Annotated in this window: 14 protein-coding genes; 3 read left to right on the forward strand and 11 right to left on the reverse strand. The window is 49.1% G+C overall.

What is annotated here, in order from left to right; genetic code table 11:
* Positions 1-8: 8 nt before the first annotated feature.
* The 11 genes from P9L94_16045 to P9L94_16095 form a co-directional block, all read right to left on the reverse strand.
* Entirely contained in the window at positions 9-935 is a 927-nt protein-coding gene (locus P9L94_16045; GenBank protein MDP8245596.1) for a type II secretion system F family protein, read from the reverse strand.
* Positions 935-1,903: a type II secretion system F family protein gene (locus P9L94_16050; GenBank protein MDP8245597.1), complete on the reverse strand. Its 969-nt coding sequence runs from the start codon at positions 1,901-1,903 to the stop codon at positions 935-937. The genes P9L94_16045 and P9L94_16050 overlap by 1 nt, the downstream gene beginning before the upstream one ends.
* On the reverse strand, positions 1,900-3,249 hold the full coding sequence (locus tag P9L94_16055) for a CpaF family protein (GenBank protein MDP8245598.1): 1,350 nt from the start codon (positions 3,247-3,249) through the stop codon (positions 1,900-1,902). Before P9L94_16055 ends, P9L94_16050 begins: the two co-directional genes overlap by 4 nt.
* Positions 3,250-3,252: 3 nt before the next feature.
* Positions 3,253-4,467 (reverse strand): hypothetical protein, encoded by a 1,215-nt coding sequence (locus P9L94_16060; protein MDP8245599.1) that lies wholly within the window; start codon positions 4,465-4,467, stop codon positions 3,253-3,255.
* A gap of 64 nt (positions 4,468-4,531) precedes the next feature.
* Positions 4,532-6,151 (reverse strand): type II and III secretion system protein family protein, encoded by a 1,620-nt coding sequence (locus P9L94_16065; GenBank protein MDP8245600.1) that lies wholly within the window; start codon positions 6,149-6,151, stop codon positions 4,532-4,534.
* 84 nt (positions 6,152-6,235) lie between these two features.
* Positions 6,236-7,072, reverse strand: a complete 837-nt coding sequence (gene cpaB / locus P9L94_16070) for a Flp pilus assembly protein CpaB (GenBank protein MDP8245601.1) — start codon at positions 7,070-7,072, stop codon at positions 6,236-6,238.
* Positions 7,073-7,137: 65 nt separating this feature from the next.
* Positions 7,138-7,563 carry a TadE/TadG family type IV pilus assembly protein gene (locus P9L94_16075; protein ID MDP8245602.1) on the reverse strand — a complete coding sequence of 142 codons (426 nt, stop codon included), beginning with the start codon at positions 7,561-7,563 and terminating at the stop codon, positions 7,138-7,140.
* Positions 7,560-8,078, reverse strand: a complete 519-nt coding sequence (locus P9L94_16080) for an A24 family peptidase (GenBank protein ID MDP8245603.1) — start codon at positions 8,076-8,078, stop codon at positions 7,560-7,562. The genes P9L94_16075 and P9L94_16080 overlap by 4 nt, the downstream gene beginning before the upstream one ends.
* 153 nt (positions 8,079-8,231) lie before the next feature.
* Positions 8,232-8,420, reverse strand: a complete 189-nt coding sequence (locus tag P9L94_16085) for a Flp family type IVb pilin (GenBank protein MDP8245604.1) — start codon at positions 8,418-8,420, stop codon at positions 8,232-8,234.
* Positions 8,421-8,942: 522 nt separating this feature from the next.
* On the reverse strand, positions 8,943-9,728 hold the full coding sequence (locus P9L94_16090; GenBank protein MDP8245605.1) for a LamG domain-containing protein: 786 nt from the start codon (positions 9,726-9,728) through the stop codon (positions 8,943-8,945).
* A 315-nt stretch (positions 9,729-10,043) separates the two neighbouring features.
* A complete protein-coding gene (locus tag P9L94_16095) occupies positions 10,044-11,906 on the reverse strand; it encodes a hypothetical protein (protein ID MDP8245606.1) in 1,863 nt (620 codons plus the stop codon).
* 588 nt (positions 11,907-12,494) lie between these two features.
* On the opposite strand from P9L94_16095, the gene P9L94_16100 reads away from it, so the two are divergent.
* Genes P9L94_16100 through P9L94_16110 form a run of 3 tightly spaced genes read left to right on the forward strand, consistent with a single transcriptional unit; the run spans position 12,495 to position 14,673 of the window.
* The gene (locus P9L94_16100; protein MDP8245607.1) at positions 12,495-13,091 is read left to right on the forward strand and encodes an RNA polymerase sigma factor; all 597 of its coding nucleotides are present in this window, start codon (positions 12,495-12,497) and stop codon (positions 13,089-13,091) included.
* Positions 13,088-14,032 (forward strand): FecR family protein, encoded by a 945-nt coding sequence (locus P9L94_16105; protein ID MDP8245608.1) that lies wholly within the window; start codon positions 13,088-13,090, stop codon positions 14,030-14,032. The genes P9L94_16100 and P9L94_16105 overlap by 4 nt, the downstream gene beginning before the upstream one ends.
* The gene (locus P9L94_16110) at positions 14,029-14,673 is read left to right on the forward strand and encodes a prepilin-type N-terminal cleavage/methylation domain-containing protein (GenBank protein MDP8245609.1); all 645 of its coding nucleotides are present in this window, start codon (positions 14,029-14,031) and stop codon (positions 14,671-14,673) included. Before P9L94_16105 ends, P9L94_16110 begins: the two co-directional genes overlap by 4 nt.
* Positions 14,674-14,682 lie beyond the last annotated feature (9 nt).

Genomic DNA, 14,682 nt, shown 5'->3' on the forward strand with positions numbered 1-14,682 from the left:
TTCGCTGGTTACTGATTCATACTCATAAATGTGTCTAAAATTTTAATCACCGCAGGCCCGCCCAAGACGACGAAGATCGCGGGGAAAATAAATAGCACTAATGGAAAAATCAATTTGACCGTCGTCTTTGCTGCTTTTTCTTCCGCCCGCTGTTTGCGCCGCGTCCGCATATCTTCCGAGTGAACGCGAAGCGCCGTTGCGAGGCTTGAACCAAATTTATCGGCTTGAATCAACACACAGGTCAACGACTTTAGATCAGCGACGCCGGTGCGGTCTCCCAATTCACGCAAGGCCATTTCTCGTTCTTGCCCCAAGCGAATCGCCGCGCAAGTAATCTGAAATTCGCGGCTCAAGGTCGGGTTGCTCATGTGAAATTCCTGGCTGATTTTTTGCATCGCCGCGTCAAGCCCTAGCCCCGCTTCTATGCAAACAACCAAGAGGTCTAACGCATCCGGCAATCCGCAAAAAATATGCTCTTGCCTTTGCCGTTTGACGAAGAACAGAAATATATCAGGAAGAAACATGCCCAACCCGCAAGCAAACGCCATCGGCATCAATCCATCCAGAAGCGCTTTGCCCATGAGGATATAAATCAGTGTGATTGCGATGGCGGGCGTAATCATTAAAATCAAGCGCGCACCCCAATAAACAAAGTAAGCGACGTCGCTGTAGTAACCCGCGAGCGCTAAGCGTCTCTTGGAGTCGTTACGCTGCTTGGCTTCTTTGGGCGCCAGTTTACGACCGAGCGCCGCAACCATGTTCATTTCATTTTTTTCATGCCCCGCTTGAAGCGCGCGGCTCCCATTTTGTGCGCCGTGCAAACGCGCGATCCGTTCATCCATTGGATGCCGCGCAATGCCTGACAACGCGGCGAACGAGACCACTCCAAAAAATACGGCGGAAAACACCAACGCAACTATCGCAGTTTCTATCATTAGACTTTTATGTTCACAATCTTTCGAATGAGAAGCATCCCGATGATCTGTAAACCAATCGCGGCATACATCATTTTGTTGCCCAATTCGGTTGTAATCAGCACCAAGACATAATCGCGGTTCATAATAAAAATGATGCCAAACACAAACACAGGAAGCAAACTCAACACCCAGCCCGACAAGCGGCCTTCCGCCGTCAACGCTCTCACCTGTCCTTGAATTTTGAAACGGTCGCGAATCACGCCGGAGAGATTGTCTAAGACCTCAGCCAAGTCGCCGCCGGTTTCCTGGTGAATCATTACAGTCAGAATAAAAAACCGCACATCTAAAATGGGGACGCGGACCGCCATACAAGCGAGCGCATCTTCCATCGGTAACCCCATTTGATTTTGTTGAAACACAATGCCAAATTCCGTTCCAACCGGGTCTGGCATCTCCGTCGAAACCATGTAGAGTCCCATCGAAAATGGGTGCCCAGCGCGTAAAGAACGACCAATGATCTCTAGCGATTGCGCGAAGAGTCCTTCAAATTTCTTTAAGCGAGACTGACGCTGGCGCAGTATCATCAGATAGCGTAGTCCAAAGAAACCCACGCCCGCAAGCAACGCATAAAGTACACTCTGCGTTCCAAACCATGTCCCGATCAAAGTAACGATGCTCAAGATTCCCGACATCCATAACCATGTCACCACATCACTATTTTTACCCGCCTGTTCAAAAAGGAGTGGAAGGTTCATCAAAGGAGGAAACGTCGAAAAGATGGGGTATTTATCTGAATCTTTGCGTTGTTTCAGCATGTCTAAAATTTGCTTTTGGCTCGGCCCGCCGCCTTGGCTCATCATACGGTCTAAGCGTTTTTCAACGGCGCGGGTCTCTGCAAACATCAGCCAATACAGGCCAAACGCGCCAGCCATGACCAGCGCAGTCGTCCCCAAAAAAACAATCATCACCAACGCGGCTTGATTCATTCGTTTCCCACCACCAACTTATCGCCTGGTTCAAACACCGAGGGCGATAATCTCACGCCTGCCGCTTCCAGACGTTTAATACAACGCGGGCGCACGCCCGTCGCTTGAAAAGCGCCATGCACGCGGCCTTCGCTATCCACCGTTTTTTGGTCGAAAACGAAAATATCCTGCATGGTAATAACTTCGCCTTCCATGCCGACCAATTCAGAAATGCGCGTAATGCGGCGGGTGCCGTCAATCATTCTCGACGCCTGAATAATCAAATTAACGGCGGAAGAAATTTGTTGCCGAACGACCCGCACGGGAATATCCAACCCGCCCATCGCCACCATCATTTCGATGCGGCTGAGTCCATCGCGGGGCGTGTTTGCGTGAATGGTCGTCAGCGAGCCTTCGTGACCGGTGTTCATCGCTTGCAGCATGTCTAACGCTTCGGAGCCGCGCACTTCGCCGACGATGATCCGGTCAGGGCGCATCCGTAGCGTGTTAAATAACAAGTCGCGCTGCGTAATCGCGCCGAAGTTTTCAATATTCGGAGGCCGCGTTTCCAATCGCACAACATGCGGTTGTTGAAGAATCAATTCCGCCGAATCTTCGATGGTAATAATGCGCTCATCCGGCGGAATAAACGACGTCATAATGTTGAGAAGCGTTGTTTTCCCTGACCCGGTCCCGCCAGAAATAATCATGTTCAATTTGGCGCGCACCGCGCCTTCAATGAATTCGATCATCTCCGGCGTCATTGATTTATTTTCAATCAAGTTATCAATAGTTAATGGATTGACGCCGAACCGTCGAATTGACATCGCCGGTCCGTTCAACGCAAGCGGGGGGATAATCGCATTGACGCGAGAGCCGTCCGGCAGTCGCGCGTCTACCATCGGCGAGGTTTCATCGACCCGGCGGCCTATCCGCGAAACAATCCGGTCAATGATCTGCAACAAATGGCGGTCGTCTCGAAACGATGCTTCCGCTTTTTGTAATTTGCCTTTTTTCTCAATGAATATTTCATCAAAACGATTAACGAGAATATCGGAAATCTCCGTATCTTTCAGCAAGGGTTCCAGCGGCCCAAATCCAAACACTTCATCAAGAACTTCATCCGTCATGCGACGCCGTTCGGCGCCATTTAATGGAGCCGGATTTGAAGTAATCAACTCAGTTAAAACAGGCCGCACCTGCCGCTTGACCGCTTCCTTGTTATCTTCACGAACACGCTCAAGATCGAGCCGTTCAATCAACTGGCGGTGAACGGATTGTTTCAATTCCTGATACACGCTGCGGCGTTCCGCATTGCGCATCGAACCATTTGTGTCTTGTGTTTTTGCTGTTGACTGGTTCATCATGGATTACCCGATTGATTCCGCCAAAATAGATTTTTCTACGGCCTTTTCAGGCGCATAATCGTTTAATGGTTCAAGACTTGGCTGAGACTCGCCGGAATGAAGGCGCTTGGCGATTCTCTCAATATCTTTCGCTGCCTTTCCCCAACGCGACATGCGCCGTAACGGCTGCCCCTGATTAATCGCCGCGTGAACGCGCTTCTCGTCCGAACGAACATAATCAATCTTTTTCGTTTTTAACGCTTTCGCGATTCGTCCTTTTGATAATGAATTTTTTGCGTCATATCCATTCACCACGACGGTCAGTTGGTTCACGTCATAACCGATTTCGCCCAGCCAGTTAATTTTGCGGTTCGCCAAAAACAGAGACGGCAGATCGGGCTTGACCGTAAGGATCAACTGGTGCAAATACGGTGCGGCTAACGTCACGTTTTCCTCGTCATGCCCCAGATCAAGCACCACAAACGGGTACATGTGTTGTAGTTCATAAATCAGGCTGCACATCTCGTCGTTGCTTAGTTGGGGCGGGTGTTGATCGTAAGGCTGCAACATCAAATGCAAACCGCATTCATGTTTCGCGGTTACGCTCTCGATCAACGTCCGGTCTAAACGGTCGGCGGTTTCGCTGATGTCCATCAACGACAACGTGGGCTGCATATCAAAATAGACGCTGAGATCGCCTTGCGCGAAATGGAAATCAACCAACATCGTAGGCCCTGCGTTCAACAGCGAATACGCCGTGTTACAAGCAACCGTCGTCGCGCCGCATCCGCCGCGCGCGCCCCAAACGCCGATCACTTTTCCTTGACCGGAACCGGATTGCATCGCCGCTTGTTTCTGGCGAACGCGATCAAACGTCGGGATCAGTTCTTCCGCCTTCAGCGGCAAGGTCAGAAACTCGTCCGCCCCGGCGCGGAAACATTGCAAAATTAATTCAGAATTCGATTCCGTCCCTAAAACAACAACGCAACATTCTTTGTGGGCTTGCTTCGCGCCTTGAATAAAATTTTCAGTAGTTACATTTTGTTCTGGAGCAGTGATAAAAACCAAATCGGGTTGATTGCGTTCGATCAACGACGATCCCAAAAAACGCGAAGTCGTTTCACCGACCACTTCAACCAATTGGCTTGACTCCAACATCTTCACAATCTTCGCCAGATCGTGATGATGCGGATCGACCACCACCGCTTGAAACAGTGTGGATTTTCCGGTCTTGCCCATGGTTGCCGCTCCTTAAGTTCTCTATCGCATCCAAGCCGAATCAATTCGTCATTTCATTTTCTTACTAGCGAATGCGTTTACCCTTAGAATTTTTTCGCTGGTAGCGCTGTCGCTTTTCACTTTCACCAACACCACCTTGCAAGGCTTCTTCTCTTTGGGAAACGGCTTTTTTATCGTTCTTGCGCAAGGCGATGGGCGAAGGATTATCTAGTGGATCAAATTGTTTCGGCAGTTCAGTAGATTGAATTGTTGAAGAATGTAATGCGGCGCCGTTCATTGAAAGCGCGGCGGAATCATCCGGCTCGGTAAGGGTTTCATTTTTCGCTTCAGGCAATTCAAACGTCTTAATCGCCGGATCATCCAACACGCCTTTAAGGCCTGTTTCTAATCGTTGCAGGTCAGAGGGCGACATGCTTTCGTAATCAATTTCGGATGGCCCGGGGTAGTCATCTGCATCGTTTAACGGCGCCACCAATTGCGGCGTAATCATTACCAGCAATTCGGTTTCGGTTTCTTCCAATTGTTTTGATTTGAACAAATTTCCAAACAATGGAATATCGCCGACGCCTGGAACTTTTTGACTGGTAATCTGCTTGCCTTTGCTGATAAGCCCTGCAATGGCGAACGTTTGACCGTCTCTCAATTTCACAACGGTGTTGGTTCGTCGTGTAATCACGGTCGGAATCACATACCCGCCCAGTTCGAGACCTTGTGAAAAATCGAGATCGCTGACCTCCGATAACACTTCCATTTGAATCTGCTGGTCTTCGGTTACCGTCGGGCTGAAATCGACTTTCACGCCAAATTCTTTATACTCAATCGTGATCGAATTATTAGAGCCTGATTGCACAACTGGAATCGGAAACTCACCGCCTGCAAGAAAACTCGCCTTCTCGCCGCTACGCGCAACCAAGTTTGGTTCAGCAAGAATTTCAAGCAAACCTTTTTCTTTCAACGCTTTTACATAGCCTTCAATGTTGCTACCTGGAATTCCAAAAAATGTGGTAACGGCGTCAGCAACGGTTAATTGTCCGCCCAGATCGCCCGACGCTAAATTGCCTAATAGTGATCCGCCCTGAAAGTCGCTGCCCAAGTACCGAAAATTAATGCCAATTTCATCACGGAATGACCGCGCGACTTCAGCGATTTTCACTTTTAACATGACTTGATGAACGCCAGGCACTTCCATCAAATTTAGCACTTCTGATGAATAAGCCGACGCAATGTTCATCGCGCGCTCGACGCCGTAGATGCTGCCAACCGAACCGCTCAGCGCAACGCCGTGGTCAGTCGAAAGCACTTCAATCGAGTCGTCCGGCATGATGTGTTTTAACTGGCGTTCAATTTGTTGCGTGTTCCAATCGACGCAAACGTCGAACATGCGCGTTTTGTCGTCTTCCGTCCAGACGATGACCGTCGTCTCGCCCACTTGGCGCGCCGTAATTAATATTTGTTTGGGGTCCAGAATTTGAACATCCGCGATCTCAGGCGCAACCACCGAAACCCGCGTCGCGGGAACATTCAGCGCAAGCAGCTGCGACTTATTGATCGTGAGTGTGAGGTTTTCTTCGTTTGGAATTAACTCTTCGATGGTTGGCAGGTTCCCCGCAAAACTATTGCAACAGAACACCGTTATACCAATCCACACAATCGCCCGTGAAAACAAACAATAGTAGCCGCCCATTTTGAACCTCTTTTCGTTTAGAAATTCACTGTAACTCTATCCATCTTCAGTGGATTTCTCTCTCAACCTGCAATGCAATAAAAATTAAAAATTCACTTCAGATTTATCGATGCCGCGAAAGACTTCCACAACTTTCATCGGGACCTGCGGCGCAGGTTCAACTTCAACCTGGACGGGTTCCGGTAACGGCACTTCCGGCTTCTCTCTTGAAATCATGCTCGTTAGAAAAGTGCCTTCTGTTAATTCTTGAAATTGGTCTGTAGTATTTCTCAACACCAAACGAATGACGCCAGCGTTTGAAGCCAACGTCAGCTGCTCTGCTTGCGCCAATGAAACCAGGACGGTAACCGTTGGAACGAGTTTTGCCCGTTTCACGGCGTCGTCAACATCGTCAAGTTCCTGTCCAGTCGCGATCACTTCAAGGTTTTGCAAAATAGTTTTTGTTACGGTGTCGCGATTGCCTTCATCAACATCAAATGTGCTTAATACATCGACCCTGTGCCCGGGACGAACAAAACCCGCCACGCTGATGGTGTCGTCAACGCGAAGCGTAATCGCCCGCATCCCTTCAGGAATCAACGCCGGCAATCCGCCAAATGAATTCGCATCCGCCAGCCGGTCTGCAACGATCATTTCTCCAGGGTAAATCGTCGTACGCGCATAACGTCCCGCGATCTCCTCAATGCTGCCAAAAACGCCAAGTGGAACGCTTTCGTTCAACATTGCGGACATCTTTAATTTCTCAGCGCGAATCAATGAACCTGCAGAAATTTTTTCAACCGCAACGACAACCTGAGCAGCTTCTGGCTCTGCGTTCACGACGGTCTGTTGTTGCTTGATATATCGCAATACGGTCGCGCTTGCGAATAAGCCCGAAAACACCGCAACAACCAATATGAGTAACGCCCCTAATTTCGACATGGTTTTAGCCCTTTCGCAGGTTGATGGTTCAACCCCGTTGGCTGATATTCCGTTGGCGAATGAACTTAGATGAAGCCTTCTTTGCGCATGACAACCACGCCTTGCAATTGCGTTCCGCCAAACCCCGGAACGATGCCGCCGACCCAAGCCACCGATTCATAGTTCACTTGGACGCGCACCGTGACTGGATCATTGCGGCTTGCCGACGACACGTCCGCCGGGGTCAATTGCAACCCGTCGTATGAAACGCCTGCGCCGGACAATACTTCGTTCACTTTTGCAATCACGGTTGCATTGTCCGCTCCCGGCAGCGCAGCCATTCGCGCTCCCTCGCGCACAGCGGTGTTTAATAGGTGTTGTACGCTCAGTACGCGCCCAAATTCGATAATGCCAAACAACATCAGCATCAGAATGGGCAGCACCAATGCAAATTCCACCGTCGCGGAACCTCGTTCGCCCTGGTTCCAAGCCTTCTTTGGCTTGCTGTTCATGCCACCATCCCTCCGATGAGGAAGTAGGCGTAAAACCCAAATGCGATGGGAACGCCGTAAGGCAACAATATTTTTGCTGGCGCTTGTTCAGAGCCATTATTTAATGTTTTAAGTGAAGCCAGGTTTTTGCTGGCAACGCCGACTGTAGCCAAACGCTGCTGCCATTGGCCGCTGCGGTACATGGAATAGGCTCCCATCATCCCGCCAATCACGGCGATCCAGACAAAGGCTTGAATCGTCGCAGTCGCGCCGACCCAGGCGCCAACCGCCGCCATCAGTTTTACGTCGCCCGCTCCCATGCCGCCCAAGGCGTACATGACAATTAATGTCGCCAAGCCAACCGACGCGCCCAAAAGCGCATAGCCCAAGCCGGGGTAGCCTGTCATAGCCGCATGGTAAACCAAAGCAAATCCGAGACCGCCAAAGGTCAACCAATTGGGGACCCGATGTTCTTTCCAGTCGATATAAGCGGCGATGGTCAACACAACCGTAGCCGCGAGAATTTCAACGCTCATTACATATCACCTCGATTTAAAGAGTGGCGGGAATTGGGTGGGAAGAAAGGACGCTACAGGCTCACACCCTCACGTCTGTTCCTGCGCTTAAGCGCCCTTTCTTCCACCAATCGACAATTAATACATTCCCGAAAAGCAATTCATGTCCAACAATTAGCTGGTGGGCAAACCGGTGATTGTGGCCGATGTGCCGTTGAACCAACCTTGTAGCGCGCCGCTGAACGCAGTAATCGCGCCAATGCAACCGATGATAATCAACGCAACAACGACTGCGTACTCGACTGCGGTCGGGCCATCTTCACTCGTAATGAAATGATGCAGTTTGGATGTGATACTGTTCATGATATTTTCTCCTATCGCTACCACCCGTTATTTTTACCTTACTTAAACAAGCAAGGATTTAAAGCAAATAAAAAAGGCTGCACCTCTGCCGATAAAGAGCTAATAATTCTAGCCTTATCCACAAAACATTTGAAACATAACAACCCTGAAAAGAAATATTACTGGGAAACTCAACACGCCTCAATTAAAACCATATCAAACATTACAATAGTTAGTAAAGCATGAACGATACACAACGTCAACTTATTTTTTAGTTTTTTGCTCTCTTTTTGATTCTTTTTTTGACTCTTTGTGTAATGTAATTTTGCTAAGAAAATAGGTTTTGGGTAGGGCTTTTGAAACCGAAGTTGATACGCGAAAGCAGATTATATACAATCGGGAATTGTAAATGTGGCGGGGTCGACCAAAATGACTGAAACGACAATCAGACGACAAAACAGACTGAAATTCAGAGAAAACAAAAAAAATGCGCCTGAAAAACAGGCGCATTACATGAAAGCACACGAATTGTAAGAATGAAGTTTATTTCAATTGAAGTGATTCATCGCCAGCGTATGATTTCACGCCGCCTTCACTGACAAAGACTTCGATTACCTGGTCGCGGCTCAATGCGGCGTCATATACACGCGCATCATCCATATATCCGTTCCAGTTTTCGCCCGCATCACCGCTATTGTTTCCACCTAAGAACAGCGGCATGGCATCAAGTAATGGTTGAGTGATTACGCTTGTTGACGCTCTGGCGCCGTTACGGTAATAGGTCAAATTTGCGCCACTTTTAACGACAACATGATGGTTCCATACGCCATTTTCAAGGTCATCATATTCCATGTTATCGTTGCCGTTACCTTCAGTGTGCCACTCAAATTTCGTCGGAGTTAATTTTACAAATTGGCGCGGAACAAAGTCTACCGCATCCAGGTTATAGCGATTGCCCATGATGATATGGTTGCTCTCGTTTCCTTCTCCCTGCTTTGCCCAAAACATCCAGGTGAAGTTCTGTTCTAGCGACAACACGGGTAATAAATTCGCAGTCTGGATATAAGCGCCCTCTGCCGTACCGCCGAAACTGATGACGGAACCGCGTTCAGAATCAGTAACCCAAACAGACCCGCCGTCTCCTAAGCCATTGTTCACATTGGATATTGTTCCTACATTGTTGCTGCCGCTAGAATCCCCTGCGACTTCTCCCGAACCTTCTTCAAACGTCCAGTGTCCAATCAAACCTTGCGAAAAAGCTTGCGTACTGCACACGCATAATGCCAATGCGCAGACTCCCATCATCAATTTACTCGCATGTTTCATCATTCTTCCTCCCAATAATTAGATTCACCAAACTTTGCGTAGGGTGATATCGGTTCTTCAAAATTAAATTTCATACGGAAATGGACTATGCACAAAAACATGCAACAAATCAAAACGATTCATAACCGGCCATTCAATCTCACGGCAACTCGCCAAAACTAGCCAAAACCATTCAAGCGAAAGTCGTTACAAATCAAGATATTACATGCGCTAACTCTTGTCAAGAATTATTTAAAAAAAATGGGCGCTGATAGCAGCGCCCAAGCCCTAGAAATAGAGACGAATAAATCGTCTGGTAGGTCGTGATACTTCTTTTTTCTAATACATGCTCCAATTCGAGACCGAAGATTCACTGTCCAATCGGCGATCTAGATCAATGCGACCGTCGAGTATTCTCTCTAACACTGAAACCAGGTCGGCTACTTCCGGCGGCGCCATCGCGCCTTGTTCAACAAGAAGCGCTTGATCGCGATTCACCGTAATTTCATAAACATAACCGTCTGCAATCGGGACTTCTTTCGGATAATACGAATCGAGAACACTGAAATCAATTGTCTCCATGATCTCGCTTAAGCGGTCAAAACTCTCTTGTGGAACGAGGCCTGAGCGGTTGTTTGCTTCGATGACAGAGTCACTGGTAATCAATGCGCTGCGGTCCATATCAACAGTCAAATTTTGAACCCACCCGGTAAAGCCGCCGCTGCGTTGAAAGGTAATCCATTCCGAATTCGGCGGTGATTCATCCCCGCCAACGGTCAACGTCGCGCGATACATCATGATATTGTTCACAATGGCGTGAACTGGATATTTGCCTTCATCCAACGTCTGCGTTCCGATCCATTCACGAAACGGTTCTTCCACTTCAGGCTGTCCGCCGACAGGCGCCTCAATCTGCAATGCTGCGATCAAAGTCTCCGGTTCCGATTCTCCAACCGAGAGGTCTTTCCGGGTAAATACATAACCCGGCGTTGGAAAGATTCCAACAGCGTAGACATCGAACGCTTCGCCCGGTCGGGGATTCGGCGGGAGCATTTCTATACCAAATTTGTATATAGGGAATTCCGGTTTTTCATCTTCACCGACAATCAATCGCGCTTCATAGAACAAGACATCATTCATAAACCCACGCAGAGGATGCGCCCCCGTCGGCAATGCGACCGTTCCGACTTCTTCTTTGAAGGGCATGGGGTCATGCGGCGCGATGCCTTCCAATGGCAACACCGTGAGGTTCACAACCACATGCGCCGGAATCGAGCGCGTCATGTACATTGATTTTTCCGCAATGAAATACCCCGGCGACGGAAACACGCCTTCAACGAATACGGTGAATTCTTCTCCTGCTTCAGGATATTCTGGTTCAATCACGATTTTCACATCGGGAACCATTGGCTCAGGACGCGGTTGGACTTTTCCGCCGACATCAAAGGCGCCTTCAAAAAACACCACATCGTTGACCGTTCCAATCAACGGATGAACTCCTTCGCTCAGGACTGCTTTGCCCGCAATGACGCGAAATGGCGTGATGACTTGCGCATCCGGCCCAGTCGGTTCGTCAACATAAATCCGCGCTGCAATTTGTTCCGGCAATGACTCCATAATATCGAGGCGCTGGTCAACAACCGTGTACCCCGCGCTGGGAAACGCGCCAATAATATAGAACGTGACTTCATCGCCCGGCGCAGGCATGACGGGGTCCATAGCGATCTGCAAATTGAATTGCGAGTAATCAATTGGCTCAGGCGTTCCTTCAGGGGCGACGCGGAATTTCTTTTGATCGCTTACGACACCGTTGATCGTCGCAATAGCCTCATACTGGCCTTCAGGCAGACCCGTTACTGTAATTTTCTCTTCAACGTCAATTAAAACTTGAATACCAACTTCGGAGGCTTTAATGACTTTGAATGGCAAAAAAACTCGCGTCACATCATTTTCATCGTCGAAAACGATCTGCGCTTCATTCGGCGCGATGAACGCATAACTTCCGTCATCTAAATATCCCCGAACGGTGAATGTCACATCACCGCCTTCGACCGGAAACGCAGGCGTAACCTCAAGCGCGGGCCGATAAAAGGGGATGGTAGGTTCTGTCTCTTGGCTTTGGGCGAATGCCGCGCCCAGGCACACAACAAACATCAACATTAAAAGTGCGATGACATTCAAATAATCAAAACGGTATTTCATCTACAGCGCCTCCAGTAAAAAAAATGCCTTCTACTTAGTTGTATCGCAGCCAGACGTATATCTTTCATTTTTTTTCTATCATTTGTAATTCATATTTCACATACGCTTTTTCGTCTCTATGATATTGTCACGCCAAACTGCAGAACAACATTGAATTGTGAGAGCGAGTGTCAAAATATGTGCGTAAAGTACGACCGCAAGGCTCAATGTCATTGACTTAAGGGGTGGCAAGGGCAAGGCTGAATCAAATGAAGCCAGCCCTTGAAATATTGTTTGAATGCATCGTTTTGTTTATGCTGTTTTGAGATCCCCCCTGGCGCTTTCAGCGCCGTCCCCCCTTAAAAAAGGGGGCTGGTAATGACATTGCCGCAGGGGCATAGCGATAGATATAGTTACAGGAACTCAATCCGCACATAATTCTGGCAACCACTATAAAATAAATGAAACAGACTCTAGCGAAGCAGATAGTTAATAGATAAGCACACTTAGCGGGGGAGCCAGCGACGCGATCATGCGCGAACGCCCCTCATCAGTTTGCTTGACTCGCGACCTGCGCTTCCGGGGCTCGTATTCAACTGGATGGAATTGGTGGACGGAATCGGAAGCGACCGGGAACGGGAAATCTCACAAGGATTTCAACGCGGCGAGGCTTGGGCCTTTGAAGCCGCCGCGAGAACCTATTTCAAAACCATGGTCCATTTTGTCACGCATCTTAACCATAACCGCGACCGCGCCGTTGACTTGGTGCAGGAGGCCTTCTTTTTGGCCTGCCGCGCCCATCATCAAGTCGATCCAACCAGACCGCTGGGGCCGTGGTTATTTCAAATTGCCAGGAATATGGCCTACAAAGAACACAATCGGTTGAAACGCCAGCCAGTCGTCTCAATGGATGAACCCAACGAAGCGGGCAATCCGTACGATCCGCCCGCCGATACGCCCGATCCACGCAACGCCACCGAAGAGCGCGAAGTTCTCAGCGTGATTAAGAAACTGGTTGATCGCATCAAACCAAAATACCGGGATGTGTTGATCCTTCGCATTATGGAAGGACTGCCCAGCGATCAGGTTTCACGCTTGTTAAAAATTCCGGTTCCAACAGTCAACACTCGAACCCATCGTGCATTGCAACATCTTCGCAAACTCGCGCGTATTGAAGGCGTGCGTGAGGAAGAGTGGTTTTCATGATTGATAAACGCTTGATGAATGAAATGGTTGAGTGGAAATTAGACCACCCCGGCGCCGAATTGCCGCCGCATTATCAAAATGCCTTGAATGAATCAGAAGAACTTTTCGAAGAGTGGAAACGCACCCAAGGCTGGCTGCAGGCGCTGCATCAACCCGAAACCTGGGAGCCGGAAGACAATTTCTTCCAATCACTCACTCAAAACGCTGTCCGTGAGAAGCGCCGCGCCGCATTGTCTGACTCAACCCGGCGCGAACTGGCTCTCGACAAGGTCGCCGGCGAATGGTTTAACGCCGTGTTTAGCTGGCGCAAGGTTGTTACGGTTGCAATCGTCGCTGCGCTTTTGTTCCCTACCCTCTACGTTTCGATCAACACGTACAATAACATTGGCGCCGTACAATACACCGCCGGGGCCGTAATGCTCGAGTCCAGCGGCGCCCCGACCATACAACGCCAAACCACCGTCAAACGCGGCCAGACCATTCAAACCACGACCGAATCTCAAACGATTGTCGAATTAGACAACGGCGTCATCGCTTATGTAGACGCCCGCAGCCGACTGACCTTGCTGAGTCCTAAAAAAGTCGCTTTACACGTTGGCCGCGTCTATTTTGACGTACCCAAAGGCGGAAAAGGCTTTGAAGTCGCTCTGCCGCATGGCGAGGTGAGAGTTTTAGGGACGGCGTTCTCCATTGAAATTAGTCCAGAATCCAGCGAAGTGATGGTTGCCCGCGGCGTGGTTGAGGTCGCAAATCAACAAGAGAAAGTCATGGTTCGGCAGGGATATCAAAGTTCACTCGCCAAAAGCGGCTTGCTTCCAATCCAAAGATATCGAGACAACAAGCAGTTTCAATGGGCGAACGATTTACATCAGGACTGGGACAAAGAAGAAATGAAGCGCTACTTCCCCTCCCTGGCGGCGCCAGAGAAAGACAAGCGATGAAACACCGTCAAGCATTCACCCTTGTCGAGCTGCTTGTTGTCGTTGCAATCATCGGCATCTTATCATCAATTGCGCTGCCAAATTATCGCAATGCAACCATCAAGAGCCATGTGGTTAAGGCGAAAATGGATTTGCGCACTCTAAGCGTTGGGTTGGAAAGTTATCGCCTTGACAATAGTCGCTTTCCAAGAAAAAACAGTGATGTCCTTTTTTTCACATACTATTTAATGCCCGACCTGACGACTCCGGTTGCATACGTAAATAATCCAAGCGTAATCGACCCATTCGGACCGGTTGAAGAGTATGAGGAAGTACGATTGGCGCCACCCGGTCTTGAAGATGAAGGATTTTCCGCTAAAAACCAACCACTCATCAAAAACTCCTATACTTACACACCTTACGTGAGTTTGTCTCGATTGCATGGAAGGCCGGAATTGCGCCGTGAGGGCTTCGCTTTGGTCAGTGTGGGGCCAGATCGGCAAGATTCGTATATGGTTGATTTTCCGTTCCCGCAGTATTATCGCTTTCCGGGCGAGACGGTTAGAGATTCTATCTATAATCCCAGCAACGGATTAGAGAGTTTTGGCGATATTGGTTATTTTGGCGGCGACATCCGCGCCTCAGGCCTCATTGGCGGTTAAGTGAAAAGA

Origin of the sequence: Candidatus Hinthialibacter antarcticus (assembly GCA_030765645.1) — a bacterium.
GTDB classification, from domain to species: Bacteria; Hinthialibacterota; Hinthialibacteria; order Hinthialibacterales; family Hinthialibacteraceae; genus Hinthialibacter; species Hinthialibacter antarcticus.